Raw genomic sequence first — 23,358 nt, 5'->3', positions numbered from 1 at the left:
TGACCGGATGTGATATACGGGAAGCCGGGTCCGGGACCGCAACCCCAAAAAGGATGGCCGGCAAATGCCCTATTTCAGAACCCAGGACGGATGCAGCCTGTATTATGAAACCGTCGGCTTCGAGTTTGCCCGGCCGGCGGTGATCTTTTTGAACGGCACCCTGCAGACCACCATGTACTGGAAGGTCATCGCGGCAGCCTTGAAGCCCGGGTTCCGCTCCCTGCTTTACGATGCCCGCGGGCAGGGGGAAAGCGAACTGGGCCCCTTGCCCCTTTCGCTGGATTTGCACCTGGATGATCTTTTGGCGCTGATTCGTCATCTTGAACTGGGGCCGGTCTGCCTGGTGGGGTTGAGCCATGGCGCGCTGCTGGGCTATGCCATGGCCCGGCGGATGCCCAAAGCGGTCAGTCGACTGGTCATGTGCGCCATCGGGGTTCGGGCTTCCCCTCGGGCCCGGCTGGTAGTCCGGTCATGGCTCAAGATTATCGAAAGCGGTGGGCTCGAGGCCATGGTAAGTGCTGCCACGCCGCATGTTTTCGGTGAAGCCTATCTGGCCAGGAACAGAAAAATTCTTGACCGCATCGCCAAAACCATCGTCCGGCGCAACCGGGCGTCGTCCGTGGCCGCTCATCTATCGGCCATGACCGCTTATCCGAGCCTCAGTTCCATGCTGGGGAAGCTCGACATGCCCCTGCTGGTGATGAGCGGGGCAGACGATCCCCTGGTAAGCACGGAAGGGGCGGCAGCGGTGGCCGAGAAAAGCGGGGGCCGGCATCTGCTGGTGAAAGGTGCCGGCCATTCCATACCGGTAGAGACCCCCGAGTGGTTTCTGAAGACCATTTTGCAGTTCTTGTCGGACCGCTGGTCAGACATGCCCGAAGCCATATAGTCCCCATCCCGGACGCCTCGTTTTTCGAAGATCCGTGCGCCGCTACCCCTATCTGCCTACACCTTGAAACATCCCACGAGGCGGTTCAGTTCCTCCGCCAGTCGCGACAGGGCGTGGGTGCTGTCGTCGACGGCGCTGCTCTGGCCGGACATGTCGCTGGCGGCCCGGTTGACCCGCACCAGTGTCCGGGCCACCTGATCGATGGCCTGCGTGCTATCGGCGACGGTCTGATTGACCTCCTGCACCCCCTGGGACGCCTGGGCCACATTGCCTGCAATTTCGCCGGTGGTGCTGGATTGTTCTTCCACCGCCGTTGAAATCGTCGAAACGATCTGATTGACCTCATTGATCACAACCGAGATGTTTTCGATTTCAGATACAGTGCTTTGGGTCGTATCCTGTATGCTTCCGATCTTATTTTTTATTTCTTCGGTTGCCGCTGCCGTTTGCCTGGCCAGTTCCTTGATCTCGTTGGCCACTACGGCAAACCCTTTTCCCGCTTCACCGGCCCGGGCCGCCTCAATGGTGGCATTCAGGGCCAGCAGGTTGGTCTGTTCCGATATCTCGGTGATCGTTTCGGTGACCTTGCCGATTTCCTGTGCGGCGGTGCCCAGGATGGAGACCCGCTGCGATGCGCTTTTAACCTGGTCCACCGCCTTGCCGGTAATCCGGTTGGCATTCCCGGTATTGCGCGCAATGTCTTTGATGGTGGCCGTCATCTCTTCGGCGGCAGCGGCGACGGTGCTCAGGTTGACACTGGATTGTTCCATGGCCGAGGCGATAGCGGTGGTGCTCAGGCTTACCGCTTCCGATGACGAGGATACGGCGGCCGACTCATTGGAGATGTCTGTCGCACGGGTGCTCATCCTTTTCGACAGGCCCTTCAATTCGGAAGCGGATGCCGCCAGGTGGCCGGCATTCTCCGCGATTTCCCTGATAATGCCCTGCAGTCGCCGGATGAAGGTGTTGAACCATCGGGCCAGGTCACCCAGTTCGTCTTTGCTGTCTTCTTCGAGGCGCCTCGTCAGGTCTCCTTCTCCTTCTGCAATGTCCTTCAGGCCGTTGGCCACATTGTTGACCAGGCGGGAGAAGGACGCGGCGAAAAGATAGGCCAGCGGGATGACCACCACCAGACAGCCCGCATACACCAGGCCCATCGTGATGACCATCTGGCGCGTATTGGCGGCAACCGTTTGCCTGGACACCAGGGCACACAGCCATCCGGCAACCCTGGATCCGTCGTGGAGGGGAAGGGCCGCCTGAAAAAAACCGTCGTCGTCTACCATGATTTCGGCGGAGGCCGGCGGTTGCGCCTCGACCGACAGGGTCGTGTCCACGGCCGTCTGCGCCGTGCCCGCCAGCTGGTTGTACCCGGGCAGCGTGCCGACATTCAGTTTCCCCTGGCCGGAGAAGATGTTGAGGTCCATGCCGGACAGGTTGGCAAGGGTCGCCGAAAAACCACCTTCCAGCCGCTGACGGGCCACCACTGTTCCGAAAACTTGCGATTCCACCAGCTCCGTCTCCCTGTTGTAGACATTGGTGTGAATGGGAGCCGTGGTCTGGAGGCAGAGCACACCGTCCAGATCGATATACTGAACGGTTTCGGCCTCAGCCACCGGGTTGCCGGAAAATTGATTGGCAACCGTGGACAGGGGGGAGGACTCGGATTGTTGCCACGCGGCTTCATTCAGAGGGTCCCCGGCATTGATACGGGCCTGCTCGAAGGTCCGTTGGCCGTCCCCGTGTGCGAAAACCGCGGCCAATGTCCGGTCCGGCATGGCCTGAGCGGATGCGAGGAGCAGCCCCTTGTGGTTGTAGACGGCAGCCTGCCACAAATCACCGGCGCTGATCAGCTGTGCGAGTGCGCCCGCTGTTTTCACGTAGCCGTCACGGGTGATATTGATCTGGCCGGCAAAACCGGCGATGAACTTGATGCTCTCGCCGATTTTATTTACGGTGACCGCCTGGCTGACATCCCGAGTTTGCTTGGCCTGGCGTCTGCCAAGGTCGTCTTTGACCAGGTTGATGGTTTTTTCCAGGTTCCGCCGGACAGCGGCATGGTTTTGTTTGTTCAACAGCATGTAGACGGCTGCCGTCGAGCAGATCATGATAAACAGCACCACCCCGGTTACACCGAATAATAATTTCGACTTGATCTTCATCCAACCTTCCTCGTCCCTCGGTTCAAGGTCCCATGCCCATCCCGACGATTTTCGCCCGGGTTGTTGCGCCGCACCATCGGCGGGCGCTGGAAACCGCCTGCGCCCGGCCGTATGCTGTATTTTTCAGGCTCCCGCAACTTCATCTTTGGTTGACCCATTGAAGGATTTCGGCGGGTATTGCATCGTTTCGGCGACATCCGGGATCGGCCTTCAACTATCCTTTTGAACCATATTCGGCCGGGCCGCCATTTTCTTGAGCCTGTTTGCTGATTGTTTGAATGAACAAACAGCCGCTTTTCCAATGGGGCGGGGTCACCACCCGCGACGTGCCGATATGCCATGCTGCAGGGAATCTTTTTCCGGGACGACCGGTTCCGGCGCCCGTCATATGTTTTAAAACACCTTGACAACCGGACCATGCGAACTTTATTGAAACAGGCAACCGCCTGCAGATTCCTGCCGGAGAATGTCACTCCATTTATTTTGCCGGCGGGATCATCAACCTAAAGGAGTCCTGAAAAAATGATCAAGATAGGCATCGTCGGATGGCGTGGCATGGTGGGATCGGTCCTCATGGACCGGATGAAGGCTGAAAACGATTTTTCAGGATTTGCCCCGGTTTTTTTTTCGACCTCCCAGGCCGGCAGCGCCGGCCCTGACATCGGCGGCGGACCCCAGCCGGTGATGGACGCGAATGACCTGGACCGGCTGGGCGATCTGGCGGTGATCGTATCGTGCCAGGGAGGCGGATACACGGAGCGGACGCACCTGGCACTGCGGCAGAAGGGGTGGACGGGGTACTGGATCGATGCGGCATCCACCCTGCGGATGAAGGACGATAGCGTCATCGTGCTGGATCCCGTGAACCGGCATGTGATCGACAGGGCCCTTGACGACGGCATCAAGGATTTTATCGGCGGAAACTGTACGGTCTCGCTGATGCTCATGGCCATTGGCGGGCTCTTTGAAAAAAACTGGGTGGCGTGGATTAGCTCCATGACCTACCAGAGTGCATCGGGTGGCGGGGCCAATACCATGCGGGAGCTGGTGTCGCAGATGGGACTGCTGGGCGATGGGGCCAGGGCGATGCTGGCCGATCCGGCATCGTCCATCCTGGATATCGACCGGCAGATTTCCGAGACACTGGCCGGTCCGGATTTTCCCACCCGGTATTTCGGTGCGCCGCTGGCGGCCAGCCTGATTCCCTGGATCGATCGTGCCATGGAAAACGGGCAGACCCGGGAGGAGTGGAAGGGGCTGGTGGAAACCAATAAAATTCTCGGGCGTTCGGCCAACCCCATCGCCATCGACGGGCAGTGCGTCCGGGTGGGCGCCATGCGCTGCCACAGCCAGGCCCTGACCATCAAGCTGACCGAGGCCATTCCGCTGCCTGACATCGAGGCGGCCCTTGCCTCGGCGAACGACTGGGTGTCGGTGGTGCCCAACGACAAGGCCGCAACCCTGGCTAAACTCAGCCCGGCGGCGGTTTCCGGAACCCTTTCCATTCCCGTGGGGCGGATTCGTAAATTGAACATGGGGCCGCGTTATCTGACCCTCTTTACCGTTGGCGATCAGCTGCTCTGGGGTGCGGCCGAGCCGTTGCGCCGGGTTCTCAACATTATCCTTGCCCGTATGGACGGCGCCGCCTGATCCTGATACTGAAGGCAGACAGGCATCGCCGACATCCGGCCTGGCCGGCTGTTGCGCTGCTTACCCCTGCAACTCCGTTTCACATGGATAGTACGTGTTTTGGACAAGTATGTTTTAGGCGTTATTGTAGTGTTGCATTCTGTTCATTTTGATGTACTATAAGATCAATGGGTGTGCGCTTCAGCTTTCGGCTCCCCAGATCCTCCGGGTCTGGGGAGTTTTTTTTGGGGCCTGTCGGCCCGTCGGACCGCAGGCCCCGCCCCGGACCACCCCGTGGTCATCCAGCGGCTTGAATCGGCAGGAATTCAATCAGAATCGGTAGGATACGCCCGCTTCAAAAGTAAATGAACGCCAGCGGACTTCATTGAGTCGGGTGTCGGCGACGGAACCGTCTGCAAAGAAGATCCGGTCCCGCCCGGCGTCCGTGGTCATTTCCTGTACGTTCATGCCCAGATTGATCCCCCAGCGGGTTCTGGTTTCGAACAGGATCCTTGCCCCTGCCATCAGACCCCTGCCATCGGCGTCGTGGGAGAAACTGACCGGGTGGTCGAAATCCTCACGAAGATTCCAGTTGGCGTCGGCATCAAAATCAACCCAGTGGTACTCGCCGGTGAAGATGACCCCGATTCCGGAAAACGGGCCTTCCGTGCAGGGAATTGAAAAAAAGAGATCCACGCCGAGCCAGGGCCCTTTCCAGCGGGTCTCATACCGGCTGTCCAGACCGGCAATGGGGCCGATGGGGGTGGTCGCGGGCGGTGTCGTGATGGCCTGGTAGCCGTCGACGATGTTCAGATCCTGTTCGGAAATGGCATAACCGAGCATTGGACAGACCATCATGGTTGCGTCAAAAAAGGAGAACCGGGCGCCGACGCCCAGCGATGCATCCCATACATCGTTACCGTCAACGCCGTTCAGGGACCTGGAAAATTCCTGGGTCCGGTTGTCTCCGCCATAATCCGAATCCCGGTTGTCGCCTGAAACCACGGTTCCGATGTTCACATGGCCCCGCAGGTAGACATGCTCCTTGAGGACCGTCCGGCTGGCCAACTTGAGCTGGTAGATTTCAATATCGGTCCATGAGAGCTCCGAACGGACGTTGGGGTGGGTTCCCTGCCGGTTGCCGGCGATGTGCCAGCTCAGTTTATCGGCGCGGTAGCCGGCGGTCAGGTCGACGATGGCGCCGCAGGCATCGTCGCTTTCAACCGTTTTCACCGGAGACGGGACATCGGATGTCAGGGGCTGCGAAAACACCTGGGACGCGAAAAGGGGAATAATCCAGCCAATCACCAGCGCCGTAAAGAAGGGTCTCATGAGCAGTCTTTTAATGTGTGGTCGCAGTCATTGCCTGAACCAAAGGCGCCCCATCGGATCGCCAGCGGCTACAGCCGTCCCCGGGAAACGCTGCCGTCATCTCACGAAACCGGCCGAAATACAAGTGTTCATCGGGTAGACAGCCGGCTTGACTTGCATCCACCGGTGATTTAAGGTTCGGCCGCTTCAATCGTTGACCCGGCACCCCGGAGCCCCACGTCGCGATTTGCCACGGGGTGCGGCCGATCGAGATGCGGCGGTTGGTTCTGAATGCGACTGTGCCGCCAGGATGGACGGCAACGATCAACCCGACGGAAGGATCCATGACCGATACCGAAAAAGCAGTCGAAGATACAATAGCCCGTGCCGGCGAAGATCTGTTTCAATACGCCATCGACCGTAACGACATGAACGTCATTCTTGGCACCCTGCCGCTGGCGTCTCCTGAACAGCGGGGGACGATGGAATACGAAATTCAACTGCTGAGAATCATATCGGTGGGGTGGGCGGTTTCATTTTTTCTGGCCGACGATGGTCCTAAAGCCGAAATCGGTCAGCATTTCTGGGAACATGTCCGTGTCTTTTCCGGCACCCTTTCCACCTCGGCATCTCTGACCGTGGGTTCGGACATCGATTATTTCGACATCCTCAAACAACGTCTTGATTATTATGTCGCTGCGCTGGATGCTGCCGGCAAGATCCCGGAACCGGCCAGGGCCATTGGTCCTGCTTTTGCCGGCGTTTGTGGCGACGAGGATGATGCCTGTGCCATACTGGCCGGTACCAAGATGTTTTCCCACGCCATCAATGCCGTCCGGGAATACCTGGGCGAGACGGTTATGAAACAGGGGCGAGATGGTGATGGTGCTTAAATCCAAATGGCTGCCTGCCGTTATCAGCGGGCTCTTGATGACCCTGGCATTTCCCAAGCTGGGGCTGTCGGCTACGGCCTGGTTCGCCCTGGTCCCTCTGCTGGTCGCCCTGCGGGGCCTCAGCCCCCAAGCGGCGTTCAGGACCGGTATGATTGCCGGTCTGGCCCACTACCTGACCCTGCTATACTGGGTGGTCTTCACCATGCGGACTTACGGATACCTGCCATGGTGGCAGTGTGTCTCCCTGCTGGTTCTGCTCGCGGCCTACCTGGCCGTCTACCCGGGACTTTTTGCACTGGCGGTGTCCCGCCTTTGCCGGAAACCCGGGCAACTGGTTATTCTGGCCCCGATTTTCTGGGTGGCGATCGAGTATGTGCGCAGTTTTCTTTTCACTGGATTTCCATGGGGAACCGTTGGATATTCCCAGTTTAATCGGTTGCATATCATACAGATCTCAGATATGTTCGGGGTGTACGGGATCTCTTTTCTGGTGGTGCTTTTCAATGCTGCCCTATATGTGCTGCTGCTGTTCCTTGCAGGCAAACCCTGGCGGGGGGTTCCGGTGGACCGGTGGCTGGCCCTGAAGGCCGTCGTGGCGCCCCTGGTGCTGATCGGTTCGTGCCTGGTATACGGAGCCACACGAATCGGGGCCATGGATGAAGCCGTTCGTAACGCCTCATCGCTTCGGGTGGCCGTGGTCCAGGGCAATATTGACCAGGCCCGCAAATGGGATCCGGCGTTTCAGATCGCCACCACCAAGAAATACGTCGGCCTGACGTTGACGTCCGCTGCCCGCAACCCGGATCTGGTGGTGTGGCCGGAAACGGCGACACCGTTTTACTTCGAGGCCAGCCCCAAGCTCACCCGGCTGGTAACCGACACCGTCCGGCGGGCGGGCGTCCATCTGCTGGTGGGAAGCCCCAGCGTTCATGGGGAAGCCGGCAGTCATGCCTACTATAACAGCGCCTTTATGGTGGCACCGGACGGCCGTGCCACAGGGAGATACGACAAGGTTCACCTGGTGCCCTTCGGCGAGTATGTCCCTTTTAAACGCGTGCTGTCGTTCGTGGGCAAGATGGTGGCTCAGGTGGGTGACTTCTCGGCTGGAGAGAAAGGGCGGACCCTGGCGTGGGGAGAGGCGAACCCTCCCATCGGCGTGCAGATCTGTTTTGAGATTATTTTCCCGGGACTTTCCCGGTCTCTTGTGAAAAACGGTGCCGGGCTGCTGGTCAACCTGACCAACGATGCCTGGTTCGGCAGGAGCGGCGCAGCCTTCCAGCATTTTTCAATGGCGGTCTTCCGGGCTGTCGAGAATCGCCGCAGCCTGGTCCGTTGTGCCAATACGGGGATCAGCGGATTCGTTGACCCCGCCGGGCGGATCATCGCGCGAACCGACCTGTTCGAAGATGCGGTGGTCGATCGTCCGGTGCCCGTATTGTCGGAAGCCAGCATGTATACCCGCATGGGCGACCTGCTGCCCATGGCCTGCCTGATGGTGCTGGGTGTGCTGGCGGGGCGGTTCATGATCGGTGGCCGGGAGCCGGCTGGCGATGCCCTGCGGGATTCGCCCCATTGGATTAAGCGATTGATCAGCCGGCTGGCCGGGCGAGGCCCCGGCAGGAAATGATTCCGGTGCCGTCGGGCCAACCGATTGCCCGGGATCCTTTGCGTTTTACTGCGACCCTGAGCGCGTGTGACCCAAATAGGAGATAAACCATGAGTACCGAAGCCAAACAGACATTGAAAGAGCATAAACAGAAGCTTGACCAGCTCAAGGAGTATCTTTGACCTGGTCAGCCAGGAAAAACGGCTCCAGGAGATCGAAGCGGAAATTGCCCGTGACGGGTTCTGGGACAACCCGGAGGGCACCACGGCCATTTTGAAGGAGCGCACCCTTCTGGGACAGCGCATCGACGCCTTTCACGGCCTCGAAAATGATTTGGAGGAAGCGGGCATTCTGCTGGAACTGGCGGTTGAAGAGGCGGACGCCGATGCGATGGCGGAGGTCTCCGGCCAGATCGGCGACCTGGGCCGGCGAATGCACCGGTTTTCCCTGGACATGATGCTGGACGGTGAGGACGATGGGAACAATGCCATCATCTCCATCAATGCCGGCGCCGGCGGTACCGAGGCCCAGGATTGGGCCGAGATGCTGTTTCGCATGTACCTGAGATGGGTGGAGGCGAAAGGATTCAAATCCGGTATTGTCGACTTTCAGCCCGGCGACGAAGCGGGCATCAAAAGCGTCACCTTTACCGCCACCGGTCAATACGCATTCGGCTATCTCAAGTCGGAGAGCGGGGTCCATCGATTGGTGAGAATTTCTCCCTTCAATGCCAGCGGCAAGCGCCACACGTCGTTTGCGTCCGTTTTTGTCTACCCGGAGCTGGACAATGCCATTGAAATCGACGTGGCGGACAAGGACCTGCGCATCGATGTGTTCCGGGCCAGCGGCGCCGGCGGCCAGCACGTGAACAAGACCAGCAGTGCCGTGCGTATTACCCACCTGCCCACCGGCATCGTGGTTCAGTGCCAGCAGGAAAAATCCCAGCACCGCAACAAAGACATGGCCATGAAGGTGCTCAAGGCGCGGCTCTACGAAGCGGAAAAACGTAAGCAGGACGCGCGGCTGCAGGAAATCCACAACGGCAAGGACGACATTGCCTGGGGCAGCCAGATCCGTTCCTACGTGCTGCACCCCTACCAGATGGTCAAGGATCACCGTATCGGTCTGGATGTCGGCAATGTGAACAGCGTGCTGGACGGGGACATCGACATGTTCATTGAAGGGGTCTTATTGTCGGGCAAGGCATAGCCGGTGACCATCCGGAAACGGCATCTTTCGGCCAAGGCCCGCGTTCTCACGCTATTGAAATCCCCGGCACAGCGCTGCCGCGCCTGCGGTTTCCATTTCGTTGCGGCCCCGGCGTGTCGCAGATTCCGTGTTGCGGGGATCCCCCATCCGTCATTTCCGGGAGCACCCGAAATGTTGATTTGCGACTGGCCCTGTCAGTGTCGTGAGAGAACCCATCACCCCTTGAACGCATAGGACCCTGGTGGACAAAAGCAACGCGAACATCGACCCGGAAGCCATCATTTCGCGGGTCTATCCCGCCGGCAACCCGACCCGTGACCTGCTGCTGCGTCACGGCGACCTGGTGGCCCGAAAAGCGCTAATGGTTCTCGACCGGGCCCCCTGGCTGGAGGCGGACCGGTCCTTCGTGGTTCAGGCGGCGGTGCTTCACGACATCGGCATCGGCCGGACCCGCTGTCCGGATCTGGGGTGTACGGGAACCCTGCCCTATGTGTGCCACGGGGTCGAGGGCCGAAAGATACTTGACCGGCTTGATCTTAAGCGGCACGGCCGGGTCTGCGAGTGCCATGTGGGCGTGGGGATCAGCGCACGCCAGGTTGTGCGTCAACATCTTCCCCTGCCGGTCCGCGACATGGTCCCCTTTTCCGTGGAAGAACGGCTGATTTGCTACGCAGACAAGTTTTTCTCCAAGACCGACAACGGACGGCATGAAAAGACCATCGAGGAAATCACCGCCGGCCTGGCCCGATACGAGGCGGCCTATGCGGACCGTTTCCTGACCCTTCATCGGATGTTCAACCAAGCCCCTGGCGACCCGGTCGACAGCAGCGCTGATCCCTGGCCCGGGGGGGAAAGGCTTCCATGAAACCAGACGAGATTCGCGACCTGCTTCGATTTTACTTCATCACCGATGACGGGGTGGCGGATTTCCCTGTTTTGGACCAGGTCCGCCTGGCCGTTGGGTCCGGTGCCACCATGGTCCAGTACCGCAACAAGTCTTTTGGCCTGGATGCCTATGAAGAGGTTGAGGCGGTTTGCCGGTTCTGCCGCGAATCCGGGGTGCCCTTCGTCGTCAACGACGATGTGCTGCTGGCAAAAGCCGTGGGTGCCGACGGGGTTCACGTGGGCCAGGACGATGCCCTGCCCCGGCTGGCCCGGCGCGTCATGGGGCCGCCGGCGATCATCGGTGTCTCCGTGTCCACCATGGCCGAACTGGAGCGCACCGATCTGGCCTTTTGCGATTACATCGGCACCGGTCCCACTTTTGAGACCGGCACCAAGGTCGATGCCAAGCCAGCCCACGGGCTCGCCGGGCTCAGGGATATCGTCAACCGGTCCCCCGTCCCGGCAGTGGCCATCGGCGGCATCGGGCCGGTCAATGCCGTGGATTGTTTTGCCCATGGTGCGGCCGGGGTGGCCGTCATCAGCTGCATCACCCGGTCCGGCGACCCCGCTGAAGCCGCTGCGGCAATGGCTGCCGCCTGCGGTGTCTCCGCCAGGGGAGGGTGGTCATGAGGTCAGCGACCGCAGCGGCGTCGACGGCGCCTGACATCTATGGGCTTTGCCTGGCCGCCCAGCGGGACCTGGGCCCCTACATCCGGGCGACCCCCCTGGAACCGTCCGCTGACCTGGCACGCGAAACCGGTGGCCGGGTGTTTCTCAAGCTGGAAAACCTCCAGCACACGGGCTCCTTCAAGGTCCGGGGGGCCCTGAACCGCTTGCTGGCGCTGGACGAAGGAGAAAAAAAGGCCGGGGTGGTCACCGCTTCTTCGGGAAACCACGGCATGGCTTCGGCCTTCGGCATGCGCCGGCTGGGGATCGAGGGGACCATTTTTCTTCCCGAGACCGCTTCCCCGCTGAAGGTCCGGATGCTCGAGACCCTGGGAGCCACCGTCCGGTTTCACGGATCGGATTGTGAAGCCACTGAAACCTATGCCCGGCAGCAGGCCGATCGGACCGGGAAGGTCTATATCTCGCCATACAACGATCCGGTCGTGGTGGGCGGGCAGGGAACGATCGGGTTGGAGATCCTGGCTCGACTGCCCAGGGTGGACTGCGTCATGGTGGCGGTGGGCGGTGGGGGGCTGATCTCGGGGATTGCCGGGGCGGTCAAGGCACTGCGTCCGCAGGCCCGCATCGTGGGGTGCCTGCCGGAAAACTCACCGGCGATGGCCGCATCGGTCAAGGCCGGCCGGATCGTGGCGGTTCCGGCCCGGGAGACCCTTTCCGATGGCACGGCCGGCGGTATCGAACCGGGCGCCGTTACCTTCGATCCGTGCCGGACCCTGGTGGACGACTGGGTGCTCGTGAGCGAGGCGGAGATCCGCAGCGCGATGATTCGGGTCTTCGACAACCACCGGCTGGTGATCGAGGGGGCGGCCGGTGTCACGGTGGCCGGGTTTCTGAAAATGGCCCCTCAACTGGCGGGCCGGACGGTCGCCCTGGTCGTCTGCGGCGGCAACATCGACACCGCCGTGTTCAAGCGCATCATCTGTCCGACGGGGGATCCCGCAGCACGCCGGCTTCGGCGGTGACACCCGGTTTCCGGCCTTTATGACACCCCCGGAGGTGCCTGCAGCCCATCCCGCATGCCACGCCGGGCCGTAAACAGGAACCCGTCAACGGAGGCGCGTCCAGCGTTCCGGTGCCTTTATGGGAATCAGAAGACGGTTATTTTATGCGATGGCCACTCTCATCGGGACCCTGCTGATGGGAAGTACGGGCTATTTTGTCATTTTCGAGGGGCATGCCACCTACCTCGACTGCCTTTACATGACGGTCATTTCACTGACCACGGTGGGTTACGGGGAGGTGCTGGGCATTACGGGAAACCCCAGCGCCCAGGTCTTCACCATGTTGCTGATTACCTTCGGCATGGGCATCATCCTCTACAGCATCAGCACCCTGACGGCCATGCTGATCGAAGGCGAGTTGACCGGGATGCTCAGGAGAAGAAAAATGGAAAACAAGATCCATGCGCTGTCAGACCATTACATCGTCTGCGGCGGCGGGGAAACCGGATTTCCCCTGGCCGTTGAACTGGTGACCAGCAAAGCCAGCGTGGTGCTCATCGAGCAGGACAACCTCGTCATCGAACGCTGCCGCCAGGTAAAGGGCCTGTATCATGTCCACGGCGATGCCACCGACGACAAGAATTTGATAGCTGCCGGCATAGAACGGGCCACCGGAATCACCATCTGTCTTCCGTCGGACAATGACAATCTTTACATTACCATGACGGCCCGCATGCTCAACCCCACGGCCCGGATCATCAGCAGGATGACCAACAGCCGGCTGCAGCCCAAACTGCTCAAGGCCGGTGCCACCTCCGTGGTCTCTCCCAACGTCATTGGCGCCCTGCGCATGGCCTCCGAGATGATCCGGCCGGCCGCCGTGGATTTCCTCGATAACATGCTCAGAAGTGAGCGCGGGGAACTGCGTATCCACCAGGTTCCCGTCAATGCCGACTCCCCCCTGGTGGGGGTGGCGATCATGCAGTCCGGCCTTCGTGACCAGTTCAACCTGCTGCTGCTGGGGGTGCGGCGCAAGGACGGCGGCTTTGAATTCCGGCCGCCCAGCTCCTTTATCCTGGAAGCGGGAATGACCCTGATCGTCATGGGGGATATCGACAATATCAATCGGGCCAGGGAATCGCTTTAACTGCGGTTTGATGGGTTGATTTACTCAGGTTGCGCGGCAGACCTTGCCTGACGATGATTGTGTTGCCGTAAACCGTCCGGCGATGCACACCGCCGACATGGCGGCCACGCCCTCGATGAGTTCGGGCAGGGAGATCTGACGGTTGAAGTCGCCCAGATGGGGGCCGCTGGTGATCAGGATGTCCTTTTCTCCCCGTTTCAGGCCGGCGAGCTGATTCGCATCGTATCCCCTCGTTTTCAAAAAGGCGATAAACTCGCTGTCGGTCAACCCGTTCTGGTCGGTCCGTCGCAGCAGTTCGGTCATGTAGCGGTCCACGCCCATCTCTTCGATCATGCGGTCGGTGAGACGATCCAGGTCCACCGGCAGCGGGCCCGCCGGCGACAGGCCGGTGAACCCGCTGAAGTATTCATCGAATACGTCCCCGACCATTGCTTTGAGCATCGGCTTGTCGAACAGGTCCCTCGTGTCGACCGGCTGCCTGTTTTTGTCCAGGCCGACCCTGGTTTTATCCCGGCAGCGGAAATGGCTGCCGGCCACCAGCAGCAGACTGAAGAAGTGGCTGCCGATATGCCGGTAAAGGCGGCGGCCGCCGCCGTCCAACGATTCCAGATGCTCGAAGTCCCGCAACCCGGATAATCCGAGATTGGGAAATGCACAGGATGACAGCCACTGGTCCAGGCGTCCTGATCGAAACCACTGGTAGCGGCCCTGGTCGTCACGGCGCAGCCGCTGGGTGCGGTTGTGGAACAGCGGGATGGGTGCATCGTGGATGACCCCCTTTGCCGCCAGCCGGCCCAGTAAAAATGCATTGCGGGCCAGCATTTCCCGGGCGGAGGACGTGTCTATGCGTTGGCCGTTGGGGTAGACGAAGTAGTCCCGGTGGGCCACAAATGCGATCGCCAGGCCATCGGGATGGCGATGGACGGTTCCGGACGGGTTCAGGGGAAGACCGTTGATTCGAAAGACCCGCCGGCTTCCGCCCCACAGGGGCCTGGGAATGTGAAACCGGCGGTCGACCGCATAGTCCGCTTTTTTCAGCATTTCCATCCAGCGGATCTCTTTTTCCAGGCCCGCTGCCGTATCCGTTTTTTTCGCCAGTTTGACGACCAGCAGGTGGCTGCCTTCAGACGTCTGCACCACCAGGCTCCTGCCGATGTACCGCGGGGGACCGGTGGCCGTCAGCCTGTTTTGGGAAATCAGCTGGGCCCAGGAGATTGCCGGCGGGGTCATGGAAGGGCCATTTTTCACCTGCGGGCCCCTGATGGCGACCGGCAGGCCGCCCAGCGCTTCGGCCACGCCCCGGTGGGCACTGCCGCCGGTTTTTGCGAGCATGCGATGCAGGGATGCCAGCGCTTTTGCCCCCAGTCCGTTGCCCCCGGGCATGATGGCGATATCGGTCATTACCGACGCGGCTTCCCGGAACAGGAAATAGGACTGACGGATTTTGCGAAAGGCACTGGATTGCAGAAGCCGCTCCAGGGCGAAAAGGGTCCCTTCGTCGAGAACCCCCGGGTGTTTCTGTGCCAGACGGCGAAGGTCGGCCACGGCGTGGTAGGTGGCGATGAAGTCGAAATGCGGGTCATCCAGGGCGGCTTCGGCCTGGCTTTTCAGTGTGTGGGGATAGGCGGCCATGAGCTGGGCTTGTTTTTAAGCGTTTAGACCGTTACTCAATTACAGGCCCACCAACGCCTCAATTTCGGCCAGGTGCCTGATGTGGTGAGCGGCTTTCAGATCAGGGTTGCGGTAAGCCACCAAAGGAATGCCGGCACCTTCGGCGGCCAATTGATCCACCATGGAGTCGCCCACATAGATCACTTCCCCGGGCGACACCGAAAAGTGCTCGGCCACTTTGAACAGCGCCTCGGGGTGGGGCTTGGGGAACTGCACATCCAGCGCGCAGACCACCAGGTCAAAGAGGTGGTCGATGCGGTTGTCCGCCAGTACACTTGCCATGGTGTCGGTGCGATTGGTGGCCACTGCCGTCTTGAAACGGGGGCGGAGCGCCTCCAGCAGCGGGACCAGCCCCGGTTCCATTTCCATGAATTTCAGAAAGGGGCGGTATCCCAGCCGTTTCCGGTAGGCATGGGCGTCCTTGCGGGTGGCTTCGTCACGGATGAGGTGGGCCAGGGCTTCATCGACGGTATGCATGTGGGCGTAGGCCAACTGCTCCGGAGTCATGGCCGGCAGGCGGAAATGCTCGAGCAGGTGGTTGTAGTAGGCCCGATTGGCTTCCCGGCTGTCGAACATGACACCGTCACAATCAAAGGCAACCACTTTAAGGCAGGGGGTCACTGACCACACTCCTTCGTAATAAAAAGCACCGACAATGCCGTGTCGATGCTTTTGTTGTCATTGGAAACGGTCTCGTTTAAAATGCCGGATAACGCCTGCGCCGCCATTTGATCTGCAGGCCGCAACCTGCCGGCAGGTGAAAACCAGGTCCGTTCCGGGTCACGATCCGTCTTCAATCACCCGTCACCGGCACTCTTTTTGGTCGTTGCAGGTGCCGGCTGCGGTGCTGTCGAAATAATCTGGCCATATACCGGAATGGTGATCGTGGGCTTGATCTGACTGTCCGTGGTCAGGACCACGGTGTCCGCATAGCGGCCGGCAACCGTTTTTTTGTTCTCAATGGTCAGGACATAGCCCTCACTACCGGCTTTGCTGAATGTTTTGACCTCGAACGCAATGTCTTTTCCGTTGCGGGCTTTCGCCCTGAGGATTTTGAACGGATAGGCCTTTTCAGGCGTAATGGTGATCGCTCTTTTAATATCGGTTCCCGCCGGGCCGACCAGTCGTGCATACCGGGGTTCCATTTTGGCAAAGCTCAGCACCGAGCCGCTGATGGCCAACCTGATCCGGGGGTTGGTCGCGTCATTGGTGAAGACCTCGATGTGCTTCTTCATCTGCTTGCCGCCATAGCCGTTGGTGTTGACTTTTATGGTGATGGTTCCCTCGCCGCCGGCGGGGATTTGCCTCGGGTAGGAGGCGACCGAGCACCCTCAACCGGTTTTGACGTTGGTTATGGCAAGGGGGCCGTTTCCTCCGTTCCTGATGGCAAAGTCATGGGTGACCTGGGTGCCGTCCACCACCGGGTCGAATTGGAATGCCAGTTCCGGCAGGTTCGCCTCGGGCATCCCGGCAGCCGCAACGGTGGACGGGGCCTTGCCGGATGGATCCTTTACGTCCGACGCAGCGACGGCCGCGCCCGTACCCCACAGCATTGCAAGCGTTGCCGCAACAACAACCATACGGACTTTCATGCAGACCTCTCCTTGTTGGAAGATGCGCTGATAAACCGCGCCTTAATAAGCAATCGACAAGACATAGTATTTAAGCTTCGGTGCCGATCCTGTCAAGCTACATCAGAAAAAACGGGTCCACGTCAATGGCGACCTTGATTTGCCGGGCGTCGGGCAACCCGTGATGGCAGCGGACCAACCTGTGGACAAAATGGTGGAGCCCGTTGGGGTCCGGGCTTTTGACCAGGATCTGCCAGCGGTAGCGGTTGGCGATGCGCGACAGCGGTGCTTCGATGGGGCCCATCACCTGAATCCGGCCGGGACCCGATCCGCTCCTGGCCAGCATCTCCCGGCAGTGCTCTCCCAATGCCCCGGCATGTCCGGCCGTCCGCTTGGGGTTTTTACCGGATATGCGCACGGCAACCATACGGGAGAAAGGGGGATAGCCCAACGCCTTTCGAAATCCGATTTCCTGATTGAAAAACGATTTGAAATCCTGTTCTTTTGCCGAAACGATGCTGTAATGATCCGGGTTGAACGTCTGGAGAATCACCTTGCCGGGTTTATCCCCTCGTCCTGCACGCCCCGCCACCTGGGCCAACAGTTGAAAGGTCCGTTCTCCGGAACGAAAATCGGGGAAATTCAGGGTCAGATCGGCACAGACAACCCCCACCAGGGTAATGCCCGGAAAGTCGTGACCCTTGGCCACCATCTGGGTGCCGACGAGAATGTCGATGCGGCGGTGTTTGAGATCTTTGAGAAGGCGCACGATCGACCCCTTCCGGCTCATGGTGTCCCGGTCCATGCGGGCCACCCGGGCCTGGGGAAACATCTGCACCAGGGCTTCCTCGATTTTTTCGGTTCCCACGCCCAGAAGCCTGATTTTTTCGGAACTGCACGACGGGCAATTGGATGCGGCCGCCCGGGAGAACCCGCAGTAATGGCAGCGAAATGCATTGGCCCGCTTATGCAGGGTCAGGGAGATATCGCAGTTGTTGCATCGAATGGCCTGGCCGCAGTCCGCACAGACGGGAAAGGCGGCAAATCCACGGCGGTTGAGAAATACCAGGGCCTGGTCACCCTCATCCAGAGTCTTGCCAATGGCCTGTTGAAGCTGGGGGGTGATGTAGCGATGGATGCCCCGTTCATCGCGGATGTGGGACAGGTCCACGGTCTGGATGGCCGGCAGGGGCTGGCGGTTGACCCGCCGGGACAGCATGGCGGTTTCATATTTTCCGACGGTGACGTTGTGCCAGGATTGCAGCGAAGGCGTGGCCGATCCCAAAATTGCCAGCGCACCGTGATGACGGGCCCGCACGACGGCCAGATCCCTGGCATTGTAGCTCAGACCGCCCTCCTGCTTGTAGGAGGCGTCGTGTTCTTCGTCAACGATGATCAGGCCGACTTCGCCAAAGGGGGCGAAAATGCATGACCGGGCGCCGATGGCAATGGTCGCTTTCCCGCCGGCGATGCGGCGCCACTGGTCATATCGTTCACCCCTGGACAGGCCGCTGTGGAGCACGGCCACGGTTTCTCCAAACCGGGCCCGGAAACGGCGTTCGGTTTGTGAAATGAGGGCGATCTCCGGCACCAGCACCAAAACCCGAAGCCCCCGGTCCAGGGCGGTTTCGGCCATCCGCAGGTAGACTTCGGTTTTCCCGCTGCCGGTGACGCCGGCCAGAAGCACGGTTTTGAATCCCCGGCCCAGCAGCGGCGCCATGGCCTTTATGGCCGCCGCCTGTTCGGTGGTCAGTCGGGGCGGGGAATCCGGTTCGATGGGATCGCCGAACGGATCCCGGTAGATCGTCTGTTCATAGGTGCGGACCTGGCCCGCCTTTTCCATTTCCCGGATCAGTGCCGGGGTGGTCCCGGCGCGGGCCTTCAATGCCGGGAGGCTCAAATCGCCTTCGGTCCGCAGGATGTCCCGGATGCGCTGACGTTGACGGGAGAGGCGGTCGGAAATTGCCTCGGTTCCCGATACCGTTGCCCACCGGATGGATTTGGGCCGGATCTGACGTCCCCTGATCTGGCGATCCACCCGGACCCACTCCCGCTGGCGCATCGCATGGATCAATGCCCATGAGACGGGTTGTCCGATTGTTTTCTGCAATTGTTTGATGTCGGCCGGCCCCTGGACCAATGCAGACAGCACGATCGCTTCCAGGGGCGAAAGGGACGGCAATCGCATGGCTTGTCTGCCGGCATCGCCGATCGTCAGTATGGCCACGTCGGTCAGATTCAGCCCGGCGGGCAGGGCGGTGCTGATGACCTGACCCAGCGGGTGCATGTAATAGGCGGCGATCCATCGAAAAAAAGGAATCAGGGTTTCCGGAAAAAGGGGGGTCGCATCGAGTACGTCCAGGATGTGCTTGATTTCCGGTGGGTCCATTGTCGTGGCCGGGCCCATGAGGTACCCGGTCACCGTTCGCCTGCCAAAGGGTACCAGCACACGCTTCCCCGGGCAGGCCTGTGGGATCAGATGGTCGGGAACACTGTAGGTGAAGATGTCATGGACCGGTAGCGCCACGGCAACCGAAACCATTTGCCGGTGAGGATCGACTTGATCCTCCTTGACAGCGGCCGTGTCATTTTTTATTTTAAATTTCATTTTGTTGCGAACATTTTTTCCCGGTTGGGAGGGCGATTGGCTGTCCACTATCACCGGGAAACTGCGTTTTCAATCATATCATGCGTTGCATGCATTCCCAATACCTGCTAATAGTTTAAAATTCGACGGTTTACCTGTTCTCCGCAACAGCGTTGCCCATAGGCTGCCTGTGTCAGCGAAAACCGAGTGCTTCGACTAAAAAAATGAGGGAACGGCGTTATTTTTAACAGTCAACCGATGTCGGGGTTTTTCATCTGGCCCCCTGAGATTGCCGACCTTAACACATCCGATGCATCAGACGCCATCCCGTATGAAAAAGGGCCGGCGGAAAATCATCGCTCTGGTTGTTTTCGGCAGCCTCGACCATCGCTCAACTTACGACCCACAAAGGAGGAAACGGTATGAACGGAATCCTGAAACGCGTCATTGTCCTGCTGACCGTGCTTGCGCTGGTCGCAGTTCCCTGTACGACCTGCTTTGCCCAGGAGCTTGAACAGGATGACGATATTGTTGCCGGGAAAATGGCCGGCGATGCCCTGGTTGTCAGGCCACTGGGACTTTGCGCCACGCTGATCGGCGGAGCGGTGTTTCTCGTATCCCTGCCGTTTTCCGCGCTGGGAGGCAACACCAAACCCGCTTACGAAGCCCTGCTGATGGACCCTTTCAACTTCACTTTCAACAGACCGTTGGGTGATTTTTAAGGCGTATTTATCCAACGCAACCAACCACTGCCCGGTGTGCCATCGCCGGGCCCGAAAAGGAGGATGTGTGCCCGTACATCTTGTTGAACACCCGTTGATCAGACATAAAATCGGCCTTATGCGTGCTCACGACGTTACGACCAAAAAATTCAGGGAGTTGGCCAACGAACTGGCCACACTTCTCACCTATGAGGCAACCAAGGACCTGGAAACCGAAACCATTACCATCAAGGGGTGGGCAGGCGACGTGGTTGTCGAGAACATCAAGGGCAAGAAAATTACGGTGGTCCCGATCCTTCGTGCCGGCCTGGGCATGATGGACGGTGTGCTGAACCTGATCCCGTCGGCCAAAACCAGTGTGGTGGGGCTGTACCGAAACGAAGAGACGCTGGAACCGGTGCGCTACTATGTCAAAATGACCAGCAAGATGGAAGAGCGCATTGCCCTGATCCTCGACCCCATGCTGGCCACGGGCGGCACCCTGACGGCGACCATCGACCTGCTGAAAGAGTCCGGCTGCCGGCAGATCCGGGGGTTGTTTCTCGTGGCCGCACCCGAAGGGCTCAAGCGGCTGGAAGCGGCCCATCCCGATGTGGACGTTTATGTCGCGGCCATCGACGATAAACTTAACGATATCGGTTACATTCTGCCGGGACTGGGTGACGCCGGCGATAAGATTTTCGGGACCAAGTGATCCGCCGGATTTGAAACACGGTTTTAACGGAGCGCCCGGCACCCCACCGGGCGTTTTCTATTTTACCCCGGGCGCCTTCGCGGGGCACCACCCATACCCGGGCCATCCCCGATAGGTCGCGCCCATCATCATCGTTTTCCGGGTCAGCAACTGCCCCGAACGCAAACCAGGATATCATGTGATGATAAAAAACCTGTTTAAATACTGGACCCTTCAGGTCTTCAACCCCGGTGCGGTGATCAAGGATAAATATGCGGCCTTTCAGTCGCTGCTTGAAAAGGACAAAAACGCCCATGAGCTGATGGCTGAACTGGAAGAGATATACTACGACCAGATGCCGGTGGATTTTAACGTCATCGAAAAAAAATATACGCAATTCGCCGCCGCCGTCGGTGATATGATTGCCGACCTGTACAAGATTTGTCCCGGCAAATACAGCGCCTTGAACACGTTTCACCAGAAATTCGACCATTACGTCCGGTTTATGCTTGCCGCCGGCAAGGAGGATACGGATCCACCCTATGCGATGCCCCTGGACCATCGGCAGGCATTGGACGAATCACTGGCAGGCGGCAAGGCCGCCAACCTGGCAAGGGCGTCGCAAACCTTGCGGCTTCCCGTGCCGGCCGGGTTTGCCATCACCACCCGTGCATTCAATCGGTTTATGGCCTTCAACGATCTGCACCGGCTGGTCGACGATAACCTGGCCCGGCTGGACATTCATTCCGGAGCCTCGCTGGCCCGGGTTTCCGATGAAATCTGCCGGGCGATCCGGGAGGCGACCGTTCCCGAAGATGTGCAGGAAGCGATAAACGGCACGTTGGCCGGGTTACGGGATGTGTGGGGCCCCGGACCGCGTCTAGCCGTTCGAAGCAGTGCCAAGGGTGAAGACTCCAGAACCTCCTTTGCCGGCCAGTACCTCACCGTGCTGAACGTCGGGGATACAGAGATTGCCAGCGCCTACAAACAGGTTCTGGCCAGTAAATATTCCCCTTCGGCGCTGGTCTACCGGATAAACTACGGCATGGCGGACCGGGAGGTGCCCATGGCCGTGTTGGTGGTGGAGATGATTGCCGCAGTGGCCAGCGGGGTCATGGTCACCCGTGAATCCACCCGGGCATCAGACAACCGGCTCTCCATTCATGCCGTGTGGGGGCTGGGACAACTGCTGGTGGACGGCCAGTCCGTCCCCGCAGTCTACCAGGCCACCAAAACAGATCCGCCGGACGTCGTGTTCCAGCGACCTCACCGTCAGGCAGAGCAGCGAATCTTCGATCCGGCCCGGGGCCTGGAGACGCGCCCCCTCGATGAGGTCAAAAAGAAGACGGCGCCGATCCGGGAGGCCACCGCCTTGACGTTGACCGAATGGGGCCAGCTTCTGGAGGACCATTTCGGCCACCCCCAGGATGTGGAGTGGTGCCTCGCCCATGACCATCGGCTGGTTCTGCTTCAGACGCGGCCGTTTTACGACGAACCCGCCCATCAACCCTCAGGGCGGCTGACGTGCAGCTTCGAGCCGGTTGACAATGCGGTGCTGGTGTCCGGCGGACAAGTTGCCGCCGCAGGCATTGCGGCCGGTAAAACCGTCACCATCAGGGGGCTCGATGACCTGGCCCATGTTCCGGACGGTTCGGTGCTGGTCACCCGCACCATCCCTCCGGATTTTGCCGCCGCCGTCAATCGACTGCATGCCGTCGTGGCCGAAGCCGGCAGCGCCGCCGGTCATTTTGCATCGGTGGCCCGTGAATTCGGCATCCCCACCATTGTCAATGCCGCCGATGCCCTCCAGGCCCTGCCCGATGGGATCGATGTGACCGTGGATGCCGAAACCGGTACCGTCTACCGGGGGGTGGTCCAGGCCATGGTCGACAGTCCCTGCGCCCGGCGGAACCTGCTGGCCGACAGCCCGTTCATCAAACGGCTGGGTGCGGTGATGAGTTTTATTTCGACCCTCGAGCTGGTAGATCCCGGCAGCGTCAACTTTGCTCCGGAAGGCTGCCGTTCCCATCATGACATCATCCGTTTCGTGCACGAAAAGGCCGTGGCCGCCATGTTCCAACTCAGTAATATTCGCCTGCGCAAAATCGGCGGCTCCAGAAAACTGACCATCGGCATTCCCATGCTGTTTTACGTGATCGACGTGGGCGGCGGCCTGGCCGACACGGTCGACGCCCAGGCCCCGGTGGGCCTGACCGATATTGCCAGCAGGCCGCTTCGCGCCCTGTTCAAGGGGTTGACCCACCCGGATATTCAATGGGGGGCGTTTTCCCATTTCGACTGGGCCGCCCACGACAAGGTGGTCATGAGCGGTGGTTCCATCAGCCCGGAATCGGCCATGTTTGCCAGTCACGTGATCATTTCCGACTGTTATGCCAACCTGAACCTGCGTTTCGGGTATCATTTCGTGGTTCTGGATACGGTCTGCGCAGACAAGGAGGCGGACAACTACATTTTGTTGCGCTTCTCCGGCGGTGGTGCGGATATCGAAAAACGCCGACTGCGGGCCGCCTTCCTGGGCCTGATCTTTGAACGGCTGGGGTTTGAGGTGACCCGCAAAAGCGATCTGATCGATGCACGCTACGCGGCCGCCGGTAAAACGGAAATTGCCCATACGCTGGACATGGTCGGTCGACTGCTGGGGGCCACCCGGTTGATGGACATGTATCTGAAGGACGAAACCATGGTCGATGCCTATGCGGAGGCGTTCATGCAGGGGCGGTATCATTTTTCCAATGTGGCGCTGTAAGGGACGGT

At 60.0% G+C, this 23,358-nt stretch carries 18 protein-coding genes; 12 read left to right on the top strand and 6 right to left on the bottom strand.

The window, feature by feature from the left end; genetic code table 11:
* Nucleotides 1-64 precede the first annotated feature (64 nt).
* A complete protein-coding gene (locus tag DSCA_RS13360; protein WP_155316899.1) occupies nucleotides 65-889 on the top strand; it encodes an alpha/beta fold hydrolase in 825 nt (274 codons plus the stop codon).
* A 56-nt stretch (nucleotides 890-945) separates the two neighbouring features.
* On the opposite strand, the gene DSCA_RS13355 is transcribed toward DSCA_RS13360, so the two are convergent.
* Nucleotides 946-3,051, bottom strand: a complete 2,106-nt coding sequence (locus DSCA_RS13355) for a methyl-accepting chemotaxis protein (protein WP_155316898.1) — start codon at nucleotides 3,049-3,051, stop codon at nucleotides 946-948.
* A 522-nt stretch (nucleotides 3,052-3,573) separates the two neighbouring features.
* On the opposite strand from DSCA_RS13355, the gene asd reads away from it, so the two are divergent.
* Nucleotides 3,574-4,701 (top strand): aspartate-semialdehyde dehydrogenase, encoded by a 1,128-nt coding sequence (asd, locus tag DSCA_RS13350; RefSeq protein WP_155316897.1) that lies wholly within the window; start codon nucleotides 3,574-3,576, stop codon nucleotides 4,699-4,701.
* A gap of 309 nt (nucleotides 4,702-5,010) precedes the next feature.
* Here asd and DSCA_RS13345 read toward each other — a convergent pair whose 3' ends face one another.
* The gene (locus DSCA_RS13345) at nucleotides 5,011-6,012 is read right to left on the bottom strand and encodes a TonB-dependent receptor (RefSeq protein ID WP_155316896.1); all 1,002 of its coding nucleotides are present in this window, start codon (nucleotides 6,010-6,012) and stop codon (nucleotides 5,011-5,013) included.
* Nucleotides 6,013-6,335: 323 nt separating this feature from the next.
* Between DSCA_RS13345 and DSCA_RS13340 the strand changes: the two genes are divergently transcribed.
* From DSCA_RS13340 to DSCA_RS13310, 7 genes are all read left to right on the top strand, one after another.
* Entirely contained in the window at nucleotides 6,336-6,884 is a 549-nt protein-coding gene (locus DSCA_RS13340) for a hypothetical protein (RefSeq protein WP_155316895.1), read from the top strand.
* Nucleotides 6,874-8,511, top strand: coding sequence for an apolipoprotein N-acyltransferase (gene lnt, locus DSCA_RS13335; RefSeq protein WP_167527761.1), 1,638 nt, complete (start codon nucleotides 6,874-6,876; stop codon nucleotides 8,509-8,511). The genes DSCA_RS13340 and lnt overlap by 11 nt, the downstream gene beginning before the upstream one ends.
* An 89-nt stretch (nucleotides 8,512-8,600) precedes the next feature.
* Nucleotides 8,601-9,699 (top strand): peptide chain release factor 2 gene (gene prfB, locus DSCA_RS13330; protein ID WP_231716479.1). Its coding sequence is split into 2 segments (ribosomal slippage): nucleotides 8,601-8,669 and nucleotides 8,671-9,699, totalling 1,098 coding nucleotides; the frame shifts between segments, so codons are not numbered across the junction.
* Nucleotides 9,700-9,940: 241 nt separating this feature from the next.
* On the top strand, nucleotides 9,941-10,564 hold the full coding sequence (locus DSCA_RS13325) for an HD domain-containing protein (protein WP_174783987.1): 624 nt from the start codon (nucleotides 9,941-9,943) through the stop codon (nucleotides 10,562-10,564).
* Nucleotides 10,561-11,214, top strand: a complete 654-nt coding sequence (thiE, locus tag DSCA_RS13320; RefSeq protein WP_155316892.1) for a thiamine phosphate synthase — start codon at nucleotides 10,561-10,563, stop codon at nucleotides 11,212-11,214. The genes DSCA_RS13325 and thiE overlap by 4 nt, the downstream gene beginning before the upstream one ends.
* The gene (locus DSCA_RS13315; protein WP_155316891.1) at nucleotides 11,211-12,233 is read left to right on the top strand and encodes a threonine/serine dehydratase; all 1,023 of its coding nucleotides are present in this window, start codon (nucleotides 11,211-11,213) and stop codon (nucleotides 12,231-12,233) included. The genes thiE and DSCA_RS13315 overlap by 4 nt, the downstream gene beginning before the upstream one ends.
* A 148-nt stretch (nucleotides 12,234-12,381) precedes the next feature.
* Nucleotides 12,382-13,359 (top strand): potassium channel family protein, encoded by a 978-nt coding sequence (locus tag DSCA_RS13310; protein WP_231716478.1) that lies wholly within the window; start codon nucleotides 12,382-12,384, stop codon nucleotides 13,357-13,359.
* A 24-nt stretch (nucleotides 13,360-13,383) separates the two neighbouring features.
* On the opposite strand, the gene DSCA_RS13305 is transcribed toward DSCA_RS13310, so the two are convergent.
* From DSCA_RS13305 to priA, 4 genes are all read right to left on the bottom strand, one after another.
* Nucleotides 13,384-14,991, bottom strand: coding sequence for a SidJ-related pseudokinase (locus DSCA_RS13305; RefSeq protein WP_155316889.1), 1,608 nt, complete (start codon nucleotides 14,989-14,991; stop codon nucleotides 13,384-13,386).
* Nucleotides 14,992-15,030: 39 nt separating this feature from the next.
* Nucleotides 15,031-15,651 (bottom strand): HAD family hydrolase, encoded by a 621-nt coding sequence (locus DSCA_RS13300; RefSeq protein ID WP_197904785.1) that lies wholly within the window; start codon nucleotides 15,649-15,651, stop codon nucleotides 15,031-15,033.
* A 176-nt stretch (nucleotides 15,652-15,827) separates the two neighbouring features.
* Nucleotides 15,828-16,622: a DUF1573 domain-containing protein gene (locus tag DSCA_RS32935; RefSeq protein WP_268815389.1), complete on the bottom strand. Its 795-nt coding sequence runs from the start codon at nucleotides 16,620-16,622 to the stop codon at nucleotides 15,828-15,830.
* Between the two features lie 97 nt (nucleotides 16,623-16,719).
* Nucleotides 16,720-19,209: a replication restart helicase PriA gene (gene priA, locus DSCA_RS13285; RefSeq protein ID WP_231716477.1), complete on the bottom strand. Its 2,490-nt coding sequence runs from the start codon at nucleotides 19,207-19,209 to the stop codon at nucleotides 16,720-16,722.
* Nucleotides 19,210-19,610: 401 nt separating this feature from the next.
* On the opposite strand from priA, the gene DSCA_RS13280 reads away from it, so the two are divergent.
* From DSCA_RS13280 to DSCA_RS13270, 3 genes are all read left to right on the top strand, one after another.
* Nucleotides 19,611-19,910, top strand: coding sequence for a hypothetical protein (locus DSCA_RS13280; protein ID WP_155316886.1), 300 nt, complete (start codon nucleotides 19,611-19,613; stop codon nucleotides 19,908-19,910).
* A gap of 67 nt (nucleotides 19,911-19,977) precedes the next feature.
* Nucleotides 19,978-20,604 carry a uracil phosphoribosyltransferase gene (gene upp / locus DSCA_RS13275; RefSeq protein WP_155316885.1) on the top strand — a complete coding sequence of 209 codons (627 nt, stop codon included), beginning with the start codon at nucleotides 19,978-19,980 and terminating at the stop codon, nucleotides 20,602-20,604.
* Nucleotides 20,605-20,785: 181 nt separating this feature from the next.
* Nucleotides 20,786-23,350, top strand: coding sequence for a PEP/pyruvate-binding domain-containing protein (locus tag DSCA_RS13270; protein ID WP_155316884.1), 2,565 nt, complete (start codon nucleotides 20,786-20,788; stop codon nucleotides 23,348-23,350).
* Nucleotides 23,351-23,358 lie beyond the last annotated feature (8 nt).

It is taken from the genome of Desulfosarcina alkanivorans, from assembly GCF_009688945.1.
Taxonomy (GTDB): domain Bacteria; phylum Desulfobacterota; class Desulfobacteria; order Desulfobacterales; family Desulfosarcinaceae; genus Desulfosarcina; species Desulfosarcina alkanivorans.
The sequence above is the reverse complement of the archived record's forward strand: the minus strand, read 5'-3'. Positions and strand labels throughout refer to the sequence as shown.

Bases quoted from the DNA above. Each gene is read 5' to 3' on its own strand.
- DSCA_RS13360 (WP_155316899.1), top strand. From the start codon at position 65: ATGCCCTATTTCAGAACCCAGGACGGATGCAGCCTGTATTATGAAACC.
- DSCA_RS13355 (WP_155316898.1), bottom strand. From the start codon at position 3,051: ATGAAGATCAAGTCGAAATTATTATTCGGTGTAACCGGGGTGGTGCTG.
- asd (WP_155316897.1), top strand. From the start codon at position 3,574: ATGATCAAGATAGGCATCGTCGGATGGCGTGGCATGGTGGGATCGGTC.
- DSCA_RS13345 (WP_155316896.1), bottom strand. From the start codon at position 6,012: ATGAGACCCTTCTTTACGGCGCTGGTGATTGGCTGGATTATTCCCCTT.
- DSCA_RS13340 (WP_155316895.1), top strand. From the start codon at position 6,336: ATGACCGATACCGAAAAAGCAGTCGAAGATACAATAGCCCGTGCCGGC.
- lnt (WP_167527761.1), top strand. From the start codon at position 6,874: ATGGTGCTTAAATCCAAATGGCTGCCTGCCGTTATCAGCGGGCTCTTG.
- thiE (WP_155316892.1), top strand. From the start codon at position 10,561: ATGAAACCAGACGAGATTCGCGACCTGCTTCGATTTTACTTCATCACC.
- DSCA_RS13315 (WP_155316891.1), top strand. From the start codon at position 11,211: ATGAGGTCAGCGACCGCAGCGGCGTCGACGGCGCCTGACATCTATGGG.
- DSCA_RS13310 (WP_231716478.1), top strand. From the start codon at position 12,382: ATGGCCACTCTCATCGGGACCCTGCTGATGGGAAGTACGGGCTATTTT.
- DSCA_RS13305 (WP_155316889.1), bottom strand. From the start codon at position 14,991: ATGGCCGCCTATCCCCACACACTGAAAAGCCAGGCCGAAGCCGCCCTG.
- priA (WP_231716477.1), bottom strand. From the start codon at position 19,209: ATGAAATTTAAAATAAAAAATGACACGGCCGCTGTCAAGGAGGATCAA.
- DSCA_RS13280 (WP_155316886.1), top strand. From the start codon at position 19,611: ATGAACGGAATCCTGAAACGCGTCATTGTCCTGCTGACCGTGCTTGCG.
- DSCA_RS13270 (WP_155316884.1), top strand. From the start codon at position 20,786: ATGATAAAAAACCTGTTTAAATACTGGACCCTTCAGGTCTTCAACCCC.